The organism is Pseudomonas sp. SDO52101_S400 (assembly GCF_054071635.1).
Map to the genome: position 1 here is coordinate 42,622 of NZ_JBSVWF010000026.1, position 18,955 is coordinate 61,576.

Below are 18,955 nucleotides of genomic sequence, written 5' to 3' on the forward strand. Positions count from 1 at the left end.
GCCTCAAACGGGCCTTAGACTGCCGCCCCTTCGTAAATTGAGTGCCGGGTGGCGTTTGCAATAAACGATGCCTTTCCGATGACCCAGACGGTTCGCCGGAACGCTCCCTAATTCGCCTTAATGCACGTTTTTTTATAGAGATATCAATGACAAAGGACAAGTTGCTGGCCATGCCGGCAGATGACTACATGAATGCCGAGCAACACGCTTTCTTCAGCGAGCTGTTGCAGAACATGAAAGTCGAAACCCATGAGCGCATTGAGCAGAACCGTATTGCCATCGAGAGCCTGGACACCCCGGCTGACCCGGCCGACGCCGCCTCGGTGGAAGAAGAGCGCACCTGGCTGGTAAACGCGATCGATCGCGACCAGCGCATGCTGCCGCAACTGGAACAGGCCCTTGAGCGTATCAAGGAAGACAGCTTTGGCTGGTGCGACGACAGCGGTGAGCCTATCGGCCTGAAACGCCTGCTGATCAGCCCGACCACCAAGTACTGCATCGAAGCTCAAGAGCGTCACGAGCAGATCGACAAGCACCAGCGTCAGGCCTGATTCCTGAGGCGACCCCTTCAGTGCGGGTCGTCGCGAAAAGATCGCAGCCTTCTGCAGCTTCTTTTGAAGCTACAGAAGGCTGCGATCTTTGCTTTTTCTCGTCTGCCAGAAATCCCCGCACATTCCATTGACCTGTCACAGACCCACGACTAACGGACCATGGATAATGGCCTTGTAGTGGCGTTTAATGCAGCCACAACAATGAGAACAAGCGTGGGGTAACAAAATGACGAGAGATGGATCTCTGGTTGCGGCTCTGCCTGCACCAGTTGTTTTGCCGAAGAATCGCTGGCTCGCGCCGACCCTGCAAAGCATCGCCCTGATGTTGTTGCTGGCCGGGATGACCCTGGGCGAATGGCCGTTATACGTGAGCATGCCGCTGGCGGTGCTGATTGTCTGGCTGCCGCGCCTGCGTTCCCGTGCTGTCCGCGATACGCAACCGGTCGACAGCAACAACGCGATGTCCGAGCTGACTCGCGATCTTTCCTACACCACCAGTCATAACGCGCTGTCAGCCGCCGGTGTGGCGTTTTCCGTCAAGGAACTGGCTGGCAAACTGCAATCGCAACTCGACGCTGCCGCGCAGATCGTCAACAACGCAGAAGTGATGATCGCCACCGAACAAGCCACTTCCCAACTCAGCCGTGAAGCGCTGGGCGCTGCCAGTGAGGCCCATCACAGCAGTGCGGCGGGGCGAACCGAGCTGGTGGATTCCATCTCGCGCATGCATCAACTCAGTCAACGCGCCAATACCAGCCGTGAGTTGATCGAAGCGCTGAGCCAGCGCAGCGACGACATCCAGCGTGTGACCCTGGTGATTCAGTCAATCGCCAGCCAGACCAATCTTCTGGCGCTGAACGCCGCCATCGAAGCGGCCCGGGCCGGTGAGCATGGGCGCGGTTTTGCGGTGGTCGCGGACGAGGTTCGTGGTCTGGCGGCGCGTACCGCGACAGCGACGGGTGAAGTGGGCGAGATGGTCGCCGACATTCAGCAACGCACGGCGCAGGTTGTAGAGCAGATCCGCCAGCTCTCCGACGATTTGCACACCGGTGTCGAGCAGGTTGAACACACCGGTCAGCACCTGGAAAACATCGCACGACTGGCTGCCGGGGTGGAAACCCAGGTCGGCGAAATCGCCCGTGGCGCCGAGACCAATCGCGAACAACTCGACAGTCTGTTCACCGCCATCGAGCAAATGCGCAGCGATCTGGCGATCAGTGATCAACAGACTCGGCGCCTGGCCGAAGCGGCCGTGCAGATGGAGGGGCAGGCGGAAACCATCAGCGAGCGCCTGGCCGAGGTCGGTCTGGATGACTATCACCAGCGCATTTACGACCTGGCCCGCGAAGGCGCGGGCCAGATTGCCGCGCGATTCGAGGCTGATGTCGAGCAGGGCCGGATCAGCCTCGAGGACTTGTTCGACCGCCAGTATCAGCCGATTCCGAACACCCAGCCTGCCAAGTTTCAGACCCGTTTCGACCGCTACACCGATCAGGTGCTGCCAGCGATTCAGGAACCCTTGCTGCTGCGCCACGAAGGTCTGGTGTTCGCCATTGCCTGCACACAGCAGGGTTATGTGCCGACGCACAATCAGGCGTTCAGCCAGCCGCTGACCGGCGATGCGCAGACCGATACGGTGCACAATCGCACCAAACGCAAGTTCGCCGACCGCACCGGTATTCGCTGCGGCAGCCATCAGCAACCGGTGCTGTTGCAGACCTACACCCGCGATACTGGCGAGCTGATGCACGACTTGTCGGTACCGATCATGGTCAAAGGCCGGCATTGGGGTGGCTTGCGGTTGGGGTACAAACCGGAGAGTCCGCGCTGACACATTGTTGCCGGAACTGCAATTAAGCTGTGCACGGACGTTGCTGTTTCCTCTTGATCCAAATCATTAACATGCCTTCATAGTTAGGTTGCTAATGAATTCGGGAGGTCAGCATGCAATGCAGAGTCGATGTCGCGGTGATGATCGGCAGCGGTGTTCCGGCCGGGCTGCGTGCGATGGGACAAAGTGTCTGCTGGGTGGTGCTGCTCAATGGCGAGCGCCGGGGGACGGCCTTCGCCAGTCGCGGCGAGGCAGAGGAGTGCAGAGCTGCGTGGCTTGCGCAACTGGGCGCCGCACCCGGTGACAGCCTGCACTGATTGCGCTTAATGGCTGTGCACCGCCCGCGATTCCAGCGAACGGGCGAGGGCACAGGCGGCGTTGTGATCCTCGCGGAAACCTCTGACGCGACCTGTCGACTTTTCCCTGATATGGAAAAAGGCGTTGCCGGCCGGGATCACCTGGAACAGCGGCTCCCGGCCAGACTGCCCTGGTGCGTAGTCAGTCACAACGTTCGGGCCATTCGAGACAAAGGTTGGTTCGTGGGCTGCGGCAAAATGGGTCAAAGTGCACATATGAAGTCCTTTTCATGGATTGACCCGCATTTACAGACGGTTGCGGGTAGTCGCGAGCAGCGTCGCTGCTCTAGAATCGCCAACACCTGTTGACGGCATGACGTTATCTAAAGCAATTTTTTGCGTGCGATATGTCGGAAAAGTGCTTTTCTTGGTGAGTTTTTTCCCTAAAGTTCGTAGTCAGTTTTCTCTGGCCGACCGTGAGGCGATTTCCTTCAACATTTGGAGAACGTCTTTGCAGGTTTCGCGAGTGGCATTCCAGTAGTCTTGTGAACCTCGCGTTGAATGAGCACTTGGCTCGTTCAGGCTTTTATTCGAGTCATCGCGCAACACCATCGGCCTGGCCGTTTTAACTGTCGTGCGCGTTTTTCGCGTGCGGCACTCTTTCAAGTGTGGGGATGTTTCTTTGGCAGTCAGTAACCTCGATATGCATGCTTTGTTCGTGCTGGGTGATTTGCGGGCAAAGCTGGTCAAGCAGTTTCAATCGCGTTTTGTTTACATCACCGAGCAAAACGCCGAAGGCATTTACGTTGCCGAAATCGACACCGAAAGCGCATTGGTGGTCGATGACAAGCCTGGCCTCAAGCTCAAGGTCGGCGATCATTTCAGCGCTTCGGTATTGCCCAGTCGTGAAGGCGGCAAGATGGACATCCGTTTTCGCGAGATCAAAATGACGGTGTACGGCCTCGGCGACTATGCCTTCGTCACCACGGCCGACGGCCATGCCATCGTGTTCAAGGAAGGTCATAGCGCGGTCACTGTGTTCGCCGCCAATGAGCAATTGCAGGAAGGTCTGACCAAAACGCTGAAAGCTGTCACCGCCAAAGCCGCCAAGTGGCGCAAGGGCGAACTGGTGACCTTCAAGGCCAGCGAGTGACGGGCGTGAGTCGCGCCGATTTCCACTTGCAGAACCTCGACAGCGCTCGCGATGAAGCCCGGCGCCTGTTCGATGCCAGGGCTGAGTTGAAAGGCGCCTGGCTCGGTTGGGTCGCCTCGCAGATCTACGCTTTGCAGCCTGCTGAATACGCCAGCATGGTCAGACGCGAGCTTCAACGCTTGAAGGAAATATCTGAAAAGTAGCCTCGTCCGTGTCATGCCCCTGAAAAAGCAGGAACCTCGTCTACAGTCAGTTGACTGAGTATTCATAGGCTTGCGGTCTTCTGTCAGGCCATCCTGCTATTGCTGTGAACAGCACGAGGTGCAAAAGCATGAACGGATTTCGACGGTTGCTGGTCGCGGTTCTGGTCGCATTCGGCTTGACGACGGCGATGCCAGCGGTCAATGCAGCGCAGACCCCGATCCACTTTGCCGACCTGAACTGGGAAAGCGGCAGCCTGATTACCGATGTCCTGCGGATCATCGTCGAGAAGGGTTATGGCTTGCCGACCGACACGTTGCCAGGCACTACCATTACCCTGGAAACCGCACTGGCCAACAATGACATCCAGGTCATCGGCGAGGAGTGGGCCGGGCGCAGTCCGGTGTGGGTCAAGGCCGAGGCCGAAGGCAAGGTCGCCAGCCTGGGTGATACGGTCAAGGGTGCCACCGAAGGCTGGTGGGTGCCGGAATACGTGATCAAGGGCGATGCTGCCAAAGGCATCAAGCCCCTGGCGCCGGACCTGCGCAGTGTCAGTGATCTGAAGAAGTACAAGGACGTGTTCAAGGACCCGGAAAATCCCGGCAAGGGGCGCTTCCTCAATAGTCCGATCGGCTGGACCTCGGAAGTGGTGAACAAGCAGAAGCTCACGGCTTATGGGCTGCAGGATGACTTCACCAATTTCCGCAGCGGTTCCGGTGCGGCGCTGGATGCCGAAATAACCTCGTCGATCCGCCGAGGCAAACCGGTACTGTTCTATTACTGGTCGCCGACGCCATTGCTCGGCAAATTCAAACTGGTGCAACTGGAAGAGCCGCCGTTCGATGCCGAGGCCTGGAAGACCCTGACTGACGCCGACAATCCCAACCCGAAACCGACCCGCTCATTGGCGTCGAAACTGTCGATCGGAGTATCTGCACCGTTTCAGAAGCAATATCCGCAGATTGCGTCGTTCTTCAGCAAAGTCGATTTTCCAATCGAGGATTTGAACAAGGCATTGGCCGAGATGAGCGAGAAGCACACTCCGCCACGGGAAGCGGCGATGGCGTTCATGAAGGTCCATCCGGATGTGTGGCAGGCGTGGTTGCCGAAAGATGTGGCGGAGAAGGTTCAGGCGGGCTTGTAGGATTGTGGCGAGGGAGCGTGCTCCCTCGCCTGGCTTGATCAGAACCGGGTCTGCACCGCCAGTTCAAAGGTACGTGGTGTGCCGAGGTAATACGCAGGCGACACGTGAGCGAACTCGGCATACACCTCGTTCGTCAGGTTGCGCACCCGGCCGGTGACGGTGGTGTGCGAATCTACCTTGTAGCTGAGGAAACTCCCGAACAACGTGTACGACGGCACGGTCATGGTGTTGGCATTGTCCGCATACACCGACGCCACGTACCGCGCGTCAACCCCGCCTTGCCATTGTGGTGAAAAGTCATAGGTCAGCCACAGATTGCCGACCCGATCCGGCACGTTGGTCGGCGTATTGCCCTTGCGTGAAACCACTACGCCAGCGGCGTTCTTCTCGTTGAACTCGTCGTACTGCGCATCGACCCAGGCGAAGTTGCCCTCGGCCAGCAACCTGTCGGTGATCCGCAGTGAGCTGGCAATCTCGATGCCTTTGGACGTCTGCTGGCCGACCGGAATGCTGTTGGTCGGGTCCAGTGGATCGGTGACGGCAAAGTCTTTTCGCTCGATGGTGTACGCCGCTACTGTCGCCGAGCCGCGGCCATTCAGGTAGTCGAACTTGCTGCCGATTTCCCATTGCTTGCCCGTTGAAACATCGAAATTTTGTGTACCGCTCGGCTGCTCGGCGGCGGTGCTGTATTGCACATACACATTGGCTGACGGAATGAACTGGTAGGTCAGGCCGACGCGCCCGGTGACGGGTTCCCAGCTGCGCTTGAGATGGCGCGGGTTGCTCGCCGTCACCGTGCGATGGTTGGTCACGTTCAGGTCGATGTCGTCATAGCGCAGGCCTGTAAGCAACGAAAGCTTGTCGGTCAGTGCCAGGCGGTTTTCGGCGAACAACGCTTTGGTTGTGACCTCGTTCGTCTTGTCGCTGACAAAACCCGGCTTCGTCCCCGGTATGTCGTAGAAATACCCCGGGCGATAGTTGTTCGGGTCCACGGTGCTCGCACCTTTGACGTTGAGCGGAGAGTTGGTGGTCTGGTTGACCTTGTATTCGAAGCCGCCGGACCAGGTGGTGTCGAGACCGAACAGGGTGTTGTCGTGGCGCAATTCGAACTGGTTGCCGTCCTGCTCACCCTGATGTCGCACCTGATAGGCCGTGGAGCGGTTCACGGCACTGTTGTCGGCGTTGTACTGGTAGGTTTCGAGGTTGCGGTAATCACGCTGGCTGTCGAGGTGATAGAGCGTGTTGCGCAGGGTGGTGCTGTCGTTGATCCGGTAATCGATGATCGAGCGCACCCAGATCGTCCGCTGCTCGTAGCGGCCGTCCTCGACGTTGTAGTTGTTGAAGCGGTTGTGCCTGTCGATCTTCAATTCGCCGGCCTTGGGGTTGAGCACCGGTGTGCCCCAGTACGGGCTGTTTTCATGTTCGTCCTGATATTCCAGAGCCAGGGTGTGCGACAGGTTTGGCGTCAGGTCGCTGAGCAGCGAGAAGGCCATACTCCAGGCATCGCGCTCCTGGCGGTCGATGTAGCCGTTGCTGGTGTTGTGGCTGACGTCGAGACGCGCGTAGTGCTGCACGTCGGCGCCGGGGGCGGTCAGCGCGTGATTGAGGCCGAACGCGGTTTCGGTGGTGTCGTAGGTGCCGTAGCTGACCCGGCCTTCGGCGGCTTGCTCGTCGCGAGTGGCGAGTTTGGTCACGTAGTTCAGAGAACCACCGACCGAGCCGGCGCCGTTGATCAGTGACGATGGGCCGCCGACCAGTTCCACCCGGTCATAAATCCACGAGTCCACCGGCCGCGCCAGTCCGCCGGAGACATTGACGCCGTTGAACATCTGGGTGATCTGGCTGCTGGTAAAACCGCGATAGGAGACGAAACCGCCAAACCCCGGCGGGGCGCTGGCGTTCACCCCAGGCAAGGTGTTGGCCGCGTCCTGAAAGTTCTGCGCGCCATGGCGCTCGATGTCGTTGCGGTTGGCGATGGCCACCGAGGCCGGAGTGTCGCGCACGCTCAAACCGAGGCGTGAAGCCATGCCGCTGGACTGGTCGAGGCTCAGTCCGGGTTCGGCGCTGGACTCGCCGTCAATGGTGATCGGCGCCAGATCCACGGTGGATTGTGCCCAGGCGTTGACGGACAGGCAGCCGCACAGGCTCGCCAGCAAGGTAAGTTGTTTCATCGATTGAATCCTGAATGCTTGTCTAGGAGTCAGCGCACAGGCGAACGCCGCGCGTTGGCGCAGTGGGCTGACAAATCAAAAAGGCAAAGTCACTCAGGCGAGCGGCGGGGCGCGAGGATTGGCTGAAGGCCAGATGAAGCGGGCAGGGAGGTCGGCGCTGACGATGACCGGCAGTGGCGGGCTGTGTTGTTCCGGCAGGATTGCCAGGGTCAGGCTGGAGTTGAACGCCGGGCCCATGCCGCCGGTGGAGCACAGCGGACAGCCAAAGGCTTTGGCCAGGGTCGGCAGTTTTTCTTCGGAAGGATTGGACGCGAGCGGCGCCTGGGTGCTCGGGTCGACGGCGCAGAATTGGCCGCCGATACCGTTGAGCTGCATCCCGACCATTTGTCCGTGACCGATACTGCAGGCGAACACGTTGAACAGGACGCAGCAATAGAGCATCCAGGCCAGCAGTGAGCGATCGGAACGGGTGAATTTCATGGGGCGGCACTTTACCGCACCGCCGACCGGTCGTGCACATGTAAAAATGCCGACTAGGATGTTTTGTTCAGATCCCTTTCAAGGATTCTCGACCATGACCTTTGTGTTGGCTCAATGGCTGGTGACGATATTTGCGGCGATCAGCCTGATGCATGTGTATTGGGCGATGGGTGGGCAGTGGGCGGCCGTGGCGGTGATACCGCAGGTTCCGGTGGATAACGGCGGGCTGACCCTCAGGCCGGCGTTCAAGCCGTCAGGCTGGATCACGCTTGTGGTAGCGGCGGCCCTGCTACTGATTGCCGCACTGGTGTGCATGAGGGTGGGCTGGTGGTTTTCGCCGGTGCATCACTGGGCGTTGCAGTGGGTGATCAGCGCGATTGCGCTGCTGATGTTTGCGAGAGCGATCGGCGATTCGGAGCTGGTGGGCTTTTTCAAGGAAGTGAAGGGTTCGCGGTTTGCCCGGCTCGACACTTGGGTTTATTCGCCGCTGTGTCTGGTCTTGGGAGCCGGGCTGTTGGCCGTTGCCTGGATCTAGCTGCCGCTCTCGGTGCGCCGGCTGCTCACTTCGGCCGGCACATCATCCCCGGCCATGCGCTTGCGGAACAGCGCAGCACGCGCCAGCAGCAGGGTGGTCACCGGCACGGTGATCGACAGCAGAATCGGGATCAGCCACGCGTGCAGCACCGGCCCGGACTTGAGCGCGGAAAAGCAGATGATCGATGCCAGTGCCACGCACCAGGCGCCCAGGGTCGAGGCCAGCGCCGGCGGGTGCATGCGTTGGAAGTAATCCTTCATCCGCAGTAACCCGGTCGCGCCAATCAGGGCAAACACGCCGCTGAGCACCAGCAGGATCGCGACCGGGATTTCCACCCACAGAGACAATTCAGTGTTCATTCGATCACCTCGCCACGCAGCAGGAACTTCGCCAGGGCAAACGAGCCGACGAAGCCGAACAGCGCGATCAGCAGCGCCGCTTCGAAATAGGTGTCACTGGAGTAGCGAATCCCCAGGGTCAGCATCATCAGCATGGCGACGATGTACAGGTAGTCCAGCGCCAGTACCCGGTCCTGTGCCGACGGCCCTTTGAACAGGCGAATCAGCGTCAGCACCATCGCCAGCGAGAACAGGAACAGCGTCAGCAGAATCGCATTCGATAGCAGCGGGCTCATTCGAAAATCTCCATCAACGGCCGCTCGTAAGTGACCTTGAAGTGCTGGATGAATTGCGCCTCGTCATCCAGATCCCAGACGTGCAGCAACAGAATGCTGCGATCCAGCGCCAGTTCCGACCAGACTGTGCCGGGCACGACCGTACAGATCATCGACAGCGCCGCCAGACCGTGGGCATCGCGCAGGTCCAGCGGCACCTTGATGAAGCGTGAGCGGGGCGGTCGGCGACCGGCGTTGAGCACGCCCCAGGCCACGGCCAGGTTGGAAACGACCACGTCGCGCCCAACCAACAGGAACAGACGCAGGATCGTGCCGGGACGGCGAATGTGGATCTGTTGCGGGCGCAGTTTGCGCATCATCAGCGGTGCACAGAAACCCAGTACAGCTCCCAGCAGCAGGTTCCCTGGGCTGATCGACAGGTTCAACACCAGCCACAGCAACCAGAGCGCAAGCGACAACCACGGAGCAGGAAACAGACGCTTCATGGTTGCACCTCCAGCCGCGCAGCCTTGGCTTCCGGGCTTGGCACAGCGCGGGTGCCCAGTACCGCCATCACGTATTGCTGCGGGTTGTTCAGGGCATCTGCGGCGGCCTGGGTGTAACGCAGCAGCGGTTCAGCCTTGAAGGTCAGGGCGATGCTCAGGCCGAGCAGCAGGAAGATCGGCACGCATTCGAGTTTGCGCAGGACCGGCGATGGGCGCTCTTCCGGTGACCAGAAGCGCTGGATACCCAAGCGCGAGAACGCCATCAGCGAGCCGAGGCCGGTGAGGATCAGCAACGCCAGCAACACCCAGGCAGCAGTCGAGATCGGTTCGCCAGTGCCAAGCCCCAGAGGGTTGAGCAGGGCGCCGATCAGGCTCAGCTTGCCAATGAACCCCGACAGCGGCGGCATCCCGATGATCAGCAGTGCGCACGCAATGAAGCTCAGGCCGAGGAACGCCATGGTCCACGGAATCACCTGGCCGACCAAGGCTTTTTGGTCATCGTCGAGGTTGATGCCCTTTACCGGCGGCTGCCATTGCTGAGGCCGTGGCAGCAGCTCGTTTTCGTCTTCCAGCGGCACTTCGATGGCGGTACGCGAACGTTCGATCAGTTCCGCCAGCAGGAACAGCGCGCTCAATGCCAGCGTCGAGCTGACCAGATAGAACAGCGCCGCACCGATCAGATTCGGCTGGGCAAAACCTATGGCTGACAGCAGAATCCCCGCCGACACCAGAATGCTCAGGCTGGCCATGCGTTCCAGACGTTGCGCGGCGATTATTGCCACGCCCGCGCAGAGCATGGTCGCCATGCCGCCGTAGATCAGCCAGTCGCCGCCGAAGTAGGCCGAGGCGCCGGCCTGTCCGGAAAACAGCAGCGTCCACAGGCGCAGCAAGGTGTAGATGCCGACCTTGGTCATGATCGCGAACATCGCCGCGACCGGTGCGCTGGCCGAGGAGTAGGCCGGCACCAGCCAGAAGTTCAACGGCCACATCCCGGCCTTGGCCAGGAATGCCACCGCCAGAATCGCCGCGCCGGCGTGCAGCAAACCACGGTCGGCTTCCGGCACCAGTGGAATCTTCATCGCGAGGTCGGCCATGTTCAGCGTGCCGGTGACGCCGTAGATCAGCGCCGCGCCGATCAGGAACAGCGACGAGGCCAGCAGGTTGATCGAAATGTAATGCAGCCCCGACGACACGCGCGCCCGGCCCGAGCCGTGCAGCAGCAACCCGTAGGACGCGGCGAGCAGCACTTCAAAGAACACGAACAGGTTGAACAGGTCCGCCGTCAGGAACGCGCCATACAGGCCCATCAACTGAATCTGGAAAAGTGCGTGGAAGCTCGAACCTGCGCCATCCCAACGCGCCATGGCGAACAGCAGGGCGCTGACGCCGATGATCCCGGTCAGCACCAGCATCAAGGCCGATAGCCGATCGACCACCAGCACGATACCGAACGGCACTTGCCAGTTGCCCGGCAGGTAGACGCCGATGGAGCCGGGCACTCCGGTGGTCTGGGTCCATTGCAGCAGCATCACCGAAATGCCCAGGCCGAGCAGGCTGGAGAACAGGTTGATCTTCGCCTTCAGCGGCCGGTGCTTTTCGCCGAGCATCAGCATGATGGCGGCGGTCAGCAGCGGCAGCAGGATCGGTGCGGCGATCAGGTGAGTCATCGCCGTCATTCCTTGGGCTCCCGGCCGTCCACATGGTCGGTGCCGGTCAGGCCCCGTGAAGCGAGCAGCACCACCAGGAACAGCGCGGTCATGGCGAAGCTGATGACGATGGCTGTCAGCACCAGGGCCTGAGGCAGCGGGTCGGTGTAGTTGAGCAGGTCCTGAGGTACGCCGTCCTTGATGTTCGGCTCCTTGCCGATGAACAGGCTACCCATGCTGAAGATGAACAGGTTGACGCCGTAGGACAGCAGGCACAGGCCCATGACCACCTGGAACGTCCGCGGACGCAGGATCAGCCAGACGCCGGAGGCAGCGAGCACTCCGATGGCGATTGCGATGACTTCTTCCATCAGACGGCTCCTTTGATGGCAGCGGTTTTGTGACCCCGGACCGATTGGTGGGCGAGTGCGGTGAGGATCAACAGCGTCGAACCGACCACCACCGCATACACGCCGATGTCAAAAAACAAGGCGCTGGCGATATGGATGTCACCCAGCACCGGTAAGCTGAAATGCCAGGTGTGTGTGGTGAGGAACGGATAACCCGCCAGCATCGCGCCGAGACCGGTGACCGTAGCGAACAGCAATCCAGTGCCCATCCAGCGCAGCGGTCGCAGGCTCATTTGCGCCTCGACCCACTGGGTGCCGGCGACCATGTATTGCAGGATGAACGCCACCGACATCACCAGACCGGCGACAAACCCGCCGCCCGGCTGGTTGTGCCCGCGCAGGAACAGGTAGAACGACACCACCAGTGCAATCGGCAGCAGCAGGCGCACCAGCACCGCCGGCACCATCATGAAGCCGAGTGCGGTGTCGCTGGCCGAACGCGGGTTGACCAGATCGGTGACCACGTCCGGTGCCAGCAGACGTTGCTGGGCTGGCAGTTGCAGGCTTTCTTTCGGTGGGCGGAAGCGACGCAACAGGGCGAACACGGTCAGCGCCACGGCCACCAATACCGTGATTTCGCCGAGGGTGTCGAAGCCACGGAAGTCCACCAGCATCACGTTGACCACGTTGCTGCCGCCACCTTCAGGCAGGGCGCGGCTGAGGTAGAACGAGGAAATGTCGTTGGGTGTCTGCCGGGTCAGCATCGCGTAGGACAGCAGCGCCATGCCGCCACCGACGGCAATCGACAGAAGCAGGTCGCGCAGACGCCGCACACGGGCTTTGCGCAGGCTGCTCGGCAGTGGCGAAACCTCTTCGATCCGCCGTGGCAGCCAGCGCAGGCCGAGCAGGATCAGCACCGTGGTCACCACTTCGACCACCAGTTGCGTCAGGGCCAGATCCGGCGCCGAGAACCAGACGAAGGTCACGCAGGTCATCAGGCCGCAGACACTGACCATGGTCAGGGCGGCGAGACGGTGATACTTCGCCTGCCACGCGGCGCCGAGGGCGCAGGCGATTGCCAGCAGCCACAGGGTCACGAACACGATCGAGCCAGGGATCTTTGGCCGGTCACCCCAACTCAGGCTGCTGTGCAGCATCGGGATCAGCCCGGCGAGTACTGCTGCCAGCACCATCAAGAACAACTGCGTTTGCAGGCGTTTGGTGCCGATCCGCCGTTCCAGGCGTCGGGCCAGGCGCATCATCGCCACCAGGCTGCGCTCGAACAGGCGCTTGCCGTTGAAGCGGCCCACCAGTGGCGGGAATTTGAAACGGCCACGCTTGAGCTGATTGCGCAGCAGCAGGTAGACCACGATGCCGCCGGACATCGCGATCAGACTCATGATCATCGGTGCATTGAGACCGTGCCAGATCGCCAGGCTGTATTCCGGCAGCACGCCGCCCACCACCGGCAACGCCGCGGCAGCCAGCAACGGGCCGACCACCTGCGCCGGGAAAATCCCCACCAGCAGACAGGTGAATACCAGCAACTCCACGGGCGCACGCATCCAGCGCGGTGGTTCGTGCGGTGTGTGCGGCAGGTCGGTGGCGGTCGGGCCGAAGAACACGTCGACGGTGAAGCGCAGCGAGTACGCGACGCTGAACGTACCGGCGATGGTCGCTACGATTGGCAGTGCGGCCTCAACCCAGGCAGTCGCGTTGATGAACACGGTTTCGGCAAAGAACATTTCCTTCGACAGGAAACCGTTGAGCAATGGCACGCCGGCCATGGACGCACTGGCGACCATCGCCAGGGTGGCGGTGAACGGAATCAGTTTGAACAGGCCATTGAGCTTGCGGATGTCGCGGGTGCCACTTTCGTGGTCGATGATCCCGGCGGCCATGAACAGCGAGGCCTTGAAGGTCGCGTGGTTGAGAATGTGGAACACCGCTGCGACGGCCGCCAGTGGACTGTTCAGGCCCAGCAGCAACGTGATCAGGCCGAGATGGCTGATGGTCGAGTAGGCCAGCAGCCCCTTGAGGTCGTTCTGGAACATCGCGCAGTACGCGCCGAGCAACAGCGTGGCGGCGCCGGCGCCGCTGACGATGTAGAACCATTCTTCACTGCCGGACAGCGACGGCCACAATCGGGCGAGCAGGAAGACCCCGGCCTTGACCATGGTCGCCGAGTGCAGATAGGCCGAAACCGGTGTCGGCGCCGCCATGGCGTGGGGCAGCCAGAAGTGGAAGGGGAACTGGGCGCTTTTGCTGAGGGCGCCGATAAGAATGAGGGGAAGCAGGATGGGGTAGAGGGCATGTGCGCGAATCTGATCGCCGGCGGCCAGGACCTTGTCCAGGTCATAGCTGCCGACCACATGGCCGAGAATCATGACCCCCGCCAGCAGGCACAATCCCCCGGCACCGGTGACCATCAGCGCCATGTAGGCGCCGCGTCGTGCGTCGTGGCGGTGGTGCCAGTAGCCGATCAACAGGAACGAGAAGAGGCTGGTCAGCTCCCAGAAAAACACGATCTGGATCAGGTTGCCGGAGATGACCAATCCAAGCATGGCACCCATGAACGCCAGAAAGAACGCGAAGAAACGCGGCACCGGGTCATCCGGCGACATGTAATAACGGGCATATAAGGAAACGAGGGTGCCGATGCCCAGCACCAGCATCGAGAACAGCCAGGCGAAGCCGTCCATGCGCAGGACGAAGTTCAGGCCCAGGCTGGGCAGCCACGTGAATTCTTCGCGAATCACGCCGCCGTGGGCGATCTGAGGGTACAGCAGCGCGACCGAGACAGTACCGATCAGTGCGACCAGACCTGCCAGCAGGGATTCGGCGTTACGTGCGTTGTGCGGCAGCACGGCTGCCAGACAGCTGCCCACAAAAGGCAGAAGCAGTAGAACTATCAGGGACATAGGCTTCTAATCTGCGGAAGTTTGTGAAGCATCATACGTGCCAGCTCCCGGATCGCCAAACGCGAGGATGTCTCTGAATCCTACAAAGTAGCCGGAAATTGTTTGGTTCACATTGTTTCAGGGAGGGGAATTGCGCGAACCCACGCCGGAGCGTGGGTTGGATCAATGCTCGGTTTCGCGGCTCAGATCTTCTTCGAGGTCAGAAGTGGTTTTGCCCTTGGTCTTCAACTCGCTGACGATCACCGCTGCCACAATCAGCCCCGCACCCACCAATGCAATCGCTGGCAGACGCTCTCCCGCGATACGACCGACGATCCCGGCCCACACCGGTTCACCGGCGTAGATCAAGGTCGCACGGGTCGGCGATACACTTTTCTGCGCCCAGTTCATCGCCACCTGAATCGCTGCGCTCATTGCGCCCAGTCCCAAGGCGGTGCTCAGCAGTATCCACGAGAAATCCGGAATCGCTTCACCGGTCGGCACCACCATCAAAAACGACAGCGCCGAGGTCACCGCCAGTTGCACCACGGTTACCCGGCGCACATCGACCTGTCCGGCAAAGTTGCTGATCAGGATGATCTCGGCCGCTATTGCGATGGCGCTGATGAGTGTGGCGATTTCACCGGGACTGAAATTCAACGAAGCGCCGGACGGCCCCGACAGCAGCATCAACCCGGTAAACGCCAGCATGATCCCGATGCTCGGCATCAAACCCGGACGTCGGCCCAGCACCAGCCATTGCAGCAGTGGCACGAACGGCACGTACAAGGCCGTGATGAACGCCGATTGACTGCTCGGAATGCTCTGCAAACCCACGGTCTGCAAGCCATAACCGAGCATGATCGCCACGCCGATGAAGGCGCCGGCCTTGAGTTCGAAAAAGGTCAGCTCACGCAGGTGCTTCCACGAGAACAACGCGACGATGCTCGCCGCTGCAGCAAAGCGCAGACCGACGAAAAACATCGGGCCGCTGACGGTCATGGCGTGTTGTACCAGCAAAAAGGTGCCACCCCAAAGCATGGTGATCAGCACCAGCACGCACTCGGCTTTGCTGAACCGGGAAAACCGCAGGGGAGTTTGGGGGGAGTTGGCTGACGTCATGACCTTGCGCACTTTTAAGGAGGCGACGCACAATGCGCCAAATGTTGCGCAGTATACTGCCCAACCCCAGCCAGTGAGCAATATAGTGCACAAAGATTCTGTTCAACGGGCTTCGGTCCTGCAACACGTCAGCCAGAACGTGAGACGGCTGCGCCACGCCGCCGACATGAGCCAGGCCACCCTGGCGGAAAAGTCCGGGGTCAGCCGGCGCATGCTGGTGGCCATCGAAGCCGGCGAAAAGAATGTCAGCCTGACCACCCTCGATCGAGTGGCCGAAGCTCTGGGAGTCGCGTTCAGCGATCTGATCCAGGCGCCGGACAATCGCGACCCCGGCCGTATCAACGAACTGGCCTGGGCCGGCAGCATCCCCGGCAGCAAAGCCGTCTTGCTATCCAAGGCCAACGCCACCCGCGCGGTGGAGCAGTGGGAATGGTGCCTGCAACCCGGAGAGGTCTATCCCTCCCAGCCGGACGCCGAAGGCTGGAGCGAGCAGATCTTTGTGTTCGAAGGCTGCCTGACGCTGATGCTTGGCGATCAACCCCAGCACATCGCCGCCGGTGAGTTTTTCATGTTCGCGAGCAACCAGCCGCACACCTATCGCAATGACGGCGAAGTTGCGGCGCGGTTCGTGCGCAATGTGGTGATCTGACTGTCGCGGCGCCCACAGCGGATAGACAGTTTTGCTGAATGCTGCTTGCAGATCGCTTTAGGTTTTTATCTCAAGTAATTGATAGTATTGAAAATATATTTATGAGCGACTTCGGCTGAAGGTTCTGGAACATCCGGGAACCACTTTTCGGCCAGCGCCTGTCGACCCTCGAAAATCTGATCAAGGTCCGGAACAGCGGCCAGCAAGCCAGACTGAACATGAAGCGCGCTGCGAGTCGCAACGGCATGTAAAAAATTGGCGTCCGTCTAGACGCCTTCGCGGCGTCTGAATGACACTGGCCCGAGCATATCCTCAGCTGCGAGAACAGCATGACTCAAACCGATACGACCGCCCTGCGTCACGCCGACATCCTGATTGTCGGCGGCGGCCTCAGTGGCGCGATGCTCGCAGTGCAACTGCTGCGCCTGCCAGGGCGGCGACAGATTCTGGTGATCGAGCCCCGTGCCGAACTGGGCCGGGGCGAAGCGTACAGCGCCACCGAGTTGGGCCACACGCTCAACGGTAACGCCGCGCGGATGAGCGTCGATCCGGACAATGCCGATGACCTGACCCAATGGCTGACCGAGCACATTGCCGGCGGTGGCTGGCCGGAGTCGGATCAGCAACATGTGCCGGTCAGCGAGCTGTTTCCGCCACGGGGGCTGTTCGGCGTGTACGTGCAACAGCGTCTGACCGAAGCGCAGCAGGTGGGCGCGCAACACGGTTCGACAGTCGAGCATGTACGGGCCGAAGTGGTCGATGTTCAGGCCTCCAGCGATTCCGTGCAGCTCACCTTGAGTGACGGCCAGCAACTGCACGGCGCTTTTGCCGTGCTGGCGACCGGGATGTTCCCGGCTGCCCGTACACCGCAAAAGGAGTCCAGCGGCCTCAACGCGGCGGCACTGGATCCGTGGGATGTCGCGGCCATGCGCCAGCTCGATCCGCAATCCACGGTGCTGATCATCGGCTCCGGCCTGACCATGGTCGATGCCGTGGTGTCGCTTGAGCAGGCCGGGCATCGCGGGCCGATCGAGGTGTTTTCCCGGCACGGGCTGCTGCCCCATGTGCGTCGGCAGCCGCCCGCGTGGGCGGATTTCCTCGCCGAAGATCACAGCATCCGCACGCCACGCCAGTTATTGCGTGAGCTGCGTCGTCATTGCCGCGACGCCATCGCACAAGGAATCGACTGGCAGGCGCCACTGGACACCGTGCGTGCGCACATCGGTCGGTTGTGGAGCCAGGCGAGCGATGTGCAGCGCCGGCAATTCGTGCGGCATGTGCGGCCGTGGTGGGAAAGCCATCACCATCGATCACCGCCGCTGAGTGCGGAATTGGTCGAGCGTCTGCACCGCGAAGGGCGGCTGCGCGTTCATGCCGCTTCCTTTAAAGGCCTTGAGCCGGTGTCGGGTGGTGGTGTCGGCATTCGCATCCGTCGTCGGGGCGAGAGTGAAACGCGTGTGGTACAAGGCGCGGCGCTGATCAATTCCAGCGGTATCGAATACGACTGGCGCCGGGTCGACCGGCCCTTGCCGCAGCAATTGCTGGCCCGTGGGCTGGTACAACCAGGGCCCTTGGCATTGGGGATTGCGGCGGCGGTGGACGGTGCGGTGCTGGATGCGCAGGGAAAAGTGTCACAAAGACTGTTCGCGATGGGCCCGCCACTGCGAGGGATGTGGTGGGAAAGTACGGCAGTGACCGATGTGGCGTCGCAGGCCAAGGCCTTGGCAGCGCGGCTGGTGGCTCAATAGTCGTAACCGTACTCGGAGGCGTTCTGCGCAACGTAGAGCGTCTGCTCCAGGCTGCCCGTGGATTCGCTGCCAAGGCCGACAGTGTCAACGTTCAACGTGCCGGATTGGCCGACGCTGTTCATTGCAACGACGTGCCCGTTGCCGTGGGCGTTGGCAATCGCGGAGGTGGCGCCGATCAGCGCGACGATGAACCCGAGGGCGATGAAGTCTTTCATGGGGTGCACCAGAAAGTGGAAAGAAGATGACCGCCACTTTATGACCATGAGCGCCAGAAGAAAAAACACCTTTTCAGATAGTTGTTATCAAAGGCGTTGATGCGTGATCAGCGCGGCAGGGTGTTGCTCAGCCAGCGCTGGCGCATTTTCTCCAGGCGACCGTCGGCGCGCAGCGTATCCAGTGCCTGCTGCCAGCGTGCGACTTGCTTCGGATCAGTCTGGCGGGAGAACGCGATGTAGGTGTCCTGCTTCATCAACGGCATCTGGTACTGCAGGCGCCCCGGCTCCATACCTTGTTCGCGGGCGAGGGAGGCACTGGACAGGGTGTCGGAGACCACGAAGTCGGTCCGCCCAAGACTGAACAGACGCATCATCTGTTCCGGGGTTTCCACGCCATAGAGGTTGTTCAGGTCTTGCTCTTGCAGGTAGCTGTAGACCAGCCATTTGCGCGGCACGGTGATCCGACCCAGGTGATCGGCCTCGCGCAGGCTGCGCACCGGTGGCTGGAGGTTGTCATGGGCGTACAGCGCGGTTTCGACTTCGATCAGCGGTCCGACCCATTGGTAGCTGTCATCGCGTGCATCGGTGCGCAGGACGGTGAACACGCCGGTGTCCGGGGTATCGCTGGCCATGCGCAGGGCGCGCAGCAGCGGTACTTGTTGCAGATGAATGCGATCACCGGTCTGCGCCGCCAGGGCTTGCACCACCTCCACACCGAAACCCACCAACTGATTGCCTTGAAGGAAATGCAGCGGAGGATGGTTGTCGGTGAGCAGTTGCAGATCTGCCGCATTGGCCGTCAGGGCCAGAAAAGACAACAGGCAGGCGGCAAAACGTTTCATGG

At 61.0% G+C, this 18,955-nt stretch carries 21 protein-coding genes; 9 read left to right on the forward strand and 12 right to left on the reverse strand.

What is annotated here, in order from left to right; genetic code table 11:
• Positions 1-146: 146 nt before the first annotated feature.
• The 3 genes from ACW9HX_RS14930 to ACW9HX_RS14940 all read left to right on the forward strand — a co-directional run bounded on the left by ACW9HX_RS14930 (position 147) and on the right by ACW9HX_RS14940 (position 2,699).
• A complete protein-coding gene (locus ACW9HX_RS14930) occupies positions 147-551 on the forward strand; it encodes a TraR/DksA family transcriptional regulator (protein ID WP_007935965.1) in 405 nt (134 codons plus the stop codon).
• A gap of 607 nt (positions 552-1,158) precedes the next feature.
• Entirely contained in the window at positions 1,159-2,382 is a 1,224-nt protein-coding gene (locus tag ACW9HX_RS14935) for a methyl-accepting chemotaxis protein (protein ID WP_457381251.1), read from the forward strand.
• Positions 2,383-2,495: 113 nt separating this feature from the next.
• Entirely contained in the window at positions 2,496-2,699 is a 204-nt protein-coding gene (locus ACW9HX_RS14940) for a hypothetical protein (protein WP_457381213.1), read from the forward strand.
• Positions 2,700-2,705: 6 nt separating this feature from the next.
• On the opposite strand, the gene ACW9HX_RS14945 is transcribed toward ACW9HX_RS14940, so the two are convergent.
• Positions 2,706-2,954 carry a hypothetical protein gene (locus tag ACW9HX_RS14945; protein WP_457381214.1) on the reverse strand — a complete coding sequence of 83 codons (249 nt, stop codon included), beginning with the start codon at positions 2,952-2,954 and terminating at the stop codon, positions 2,706-2,708.
• Between the two features lie 406 nt (positions 2,955-3,360).
• On the opposite strand from ACW9HX_RS14945, the gene ACW9HX_RS14950 reads away from it, so the two are divergent.
• The 3 genes from ACW9HX_RS14950 (at position 3,361) to ACW9HX_RS14960 (ending at position 5,176) form a co-directional block, all read left to right on the forward strand.
• On the forward strand, positions 3,361-3,831 hold the full coding sequence (locus tag ACW9HX_RS14950) for a hypothetical protein (RefSeq protein ID WP_007950541.1): 471 nt from the start codon (positions 3,361-3,363) through the stop codon (positions 3,829-3,831).
• A 5-nt stretch (positions 3,832-3,836) separates the two neighbouring features.
• Positions 3,837-4,034 carry a hypothetical protein gene (locus tag ACW9HX_RS14955; protein WP_457381215.1) on the forward strand — a complete coding sequence of 66 codons (198 nt, stop codon included), beginning with the start codon at positions 3,837-3,839 and terminating at the stop codon, positions 4,032-4,034.
• A gap of 128 nt (positions 4,035-4,162) precedes the next feature.
• Entirely contained in the window at positions 4,163-5,176 is a 1,014-nt protein-coding gene (locus ACW9HX_RS14960) for an ABC transporter substrate-binding protein (RefSeq protein WP_457381216.1), read from the forward strand.
• Positions 5,177-5,214: 38 nt separating this feature from the next.
• Here ACW9HX_RS14960 and ACW9HX_RS14965 read toward each other — a convergent pair whose 3' ends face one another.
• Together ACW9HX_RS14965 and ACW9HX_RS14970 are read right to left on the reverse strand one after the other, a co-directional pair.
• Positions 5,215-7,347, reverse strand: coding sequence for a TonB-dependent receptor (locus tag ACW9HX_RS14965; RefSeq protein ID WP_457381217.1), 2,133 nt, complete (start codon positions 7,345-7,347; stop codon positions 5,215-5,217).
• Between the two features lie 93 nt (positions 7,348-7,440).
• On the reverse strand, positions 7,441-7,827 hold the full coding sequence (locus tag ACW9HX_RS14970) for a DUF2946 domain-containing protein (protein WP_457381218.1): 387 nt from the start codon (positions 7,825-7,827) through the stop codon (positions 7,441-7,443).
• 94 nt (positions 7,828-7,921) lie between these two features.
• Here ACW9HX_RS14970 and ACW9HX_RS14975 point away from each other — a divergent pair, with 94 nt between their 5' ends.
• Positions 7,922-8,362 (forward strand): DUF3995 domain-containing protein, encoded by a 441-nt coding sequence (locus ACW9HX_RS14975; protein ID WP_457381219.1) that lies wholly within the window; start codon positions 7,922-7,924, stop codon positions 8,360-8,362.
• Here the strand turns inward: ACW9HX_RS14975 and ACW9HX_RS14980 are convergent.
• The 7 genes from ACW9HX_RS14980 to ACW9HX_RS15010 all read right to left on the reverse strand — a co-directional run bounded on the left by ACW9HX_RS14980 (position 8,359) and on the right by ACW9HX_RS15010 (position 15,499).
• Positions 8,359-8,721 (reverse strand): Na+/H+ antiporter subunit G, encoded by a 363-nt coding sequence (locus ACW9HX_RS14980; protein ID WP_457381220.1) that lies wholly within the window; start codon positions 8,719-8,721, stop codon positions 8,359-8,361. The genes ACW9HX_RS14975 and ACW9HX_RS14980 overlap by 4 nt on opposite strands.
• Positions 8,718-8,996: a K+/H+ antiporter subunit F gene (locus ACW9HX_RS14985; protein WP_003225959.1), complete on the reverse strand. Its 279-nt coding sequence runs from the start codon at positions 8,994-8,996 to the stop codon at positions 8,718-8,720. The genes ACW9HX_RS14980 and ACW9HX_RS14985 overlap by 4 nt, the downstream gene beginning before the upstream one ends.
• Positions 8,993-9,481, reverse strand: a complete 489-nt coding sequence (locus tag ACW9HX_RS14990) for a Na+/H+ antiporter subunit E (RefSeq protein ID WP_457381221.1) — start codon at positions 9,479-9,481, stop codon at positions 8,993-8,995. The genes ACW9HX_RS14985 and ACW9HX_RS14990 overlap by 4 nt, the downstream gene beginning before the upstream one ends.
• Positions 9,478-11,157 (reverse strand): monovalent cation/H+ antiporter subunit D, encoded by a 1,680-nt coding sequence (locus ACW9HX_RS14995; protein ID WP_457381222.1) that lies wholly within the window; start codon positions 11,155-11,157, stop codon positions 9,478-9,480. The genes ACW9HX_RS14990 and ACW9HX_RS14995 overlap by 4 nt, the downstream gene beginning before the upstream one ends.
• Positions 11,154-11,498 (reverse strand): Na+/H+ antiporter subunit C, encoded by a 345-nt coding sequence (locus tag ACW9HX_RS15000; RefSeq protein ID WP_096820144.1) that lies wholly within the window; start codon positions 11,496-11,498, stop codon positions 11,154-11,156. Before ACW9HX_RS15000 ends, ACW9HX_RS14995 begins: the two co-directional genes overlap by 4 nt.
• Entirely contained in the window at positions 11,498-14,398 is a 2,901-nt protein-coding gene (locus ACW9HX_RS15005; RefSeq protein WP_457381223.1) for a monovalent cation/H+ antiporter subunit A, read from the reverse strand. Before ACW9HX_RS15005 ends, ACW9HX_RS15000 begins: the two co-directional genes overlap by 1 nt.
• Positions 14,399-14,560: 162 nt before the next feature.
• Positions 14,561-15,499, reverse strand: a complete 939-nt coding sequence (locus ACW9HX_RS15010) for a DMT family transporter (RefSeq protein ID WP_457381224.1) — start codon at positions 15,497-15,499, stop codon at positions 14,561-14,563.
• 85 nt (positions 15,500-15,584) lie between these two features.
• On the opposite strand from ACW9HX_RS15010, the gene ACW9HX_RS15015 reads away from it, so the two are divergent.
• Positions 15,585-16,148: a helix-turn-helix domain-containing protein gene (locus ACW9HX_RS15015; protein ID WP_457381225.1), complete on the forward strand. Its 564-nt coding sequence runs from the start codon at positions 15,585-15,587 to the stop codon at positions 16,146-16,148.
• 329 nt (positions 16,149-16,477) lie between these two features.
• On the forward strand, positions 16,478-17,896 hold the full coding sequence (locus ACW9HX_RS15020; RefSeq protein ID WP_457381226.1) for an FAD/NAD(P)-binding protein: 1,419 nt from the start codon (positions 16,478-16,480) through the stop codon (positions 17,894-17,896).
• On the opposite strand, the gene ACW9HX_RS15025 is transcribed toward ACW9HX_RS15020, so the two are convergent.
• Both ACW9HX_RS15025 and ACW9HX_RS15030 read right to left on the reverse strand, forming a co-directional pair.
• Positions 17,890-18,111 (reverse strand): hypothetical protein, encoded by a 222-nt coding sequence (locus ACW9HX_RS15025; protein ID WP_457381227.1) that lies wholly within the window; start codon positions 18,109-18,111, stop codon positions 17,890-17,892. The two genes, ACW9HX_RS15020 and ACW9HX_RS15025, sit on opposite strands and share 7 nt — an antisense overlap.
• A 107-nt stretch (positions 18,112-18,218) precedes the next feature.
• Positions 18,219-18,953, reverse strand: a complete 735-nt coding sequence (locus ACW9HX_RS15030; RefSeq protein ID WP_457381228.1) for a substrate-binding periplasmic protein — start codon at positions 18,951-18,953, stop codon at positions 18,219-18,221.
• Positions 18,954-18,955: the final 2 nt, after the last annotated feature.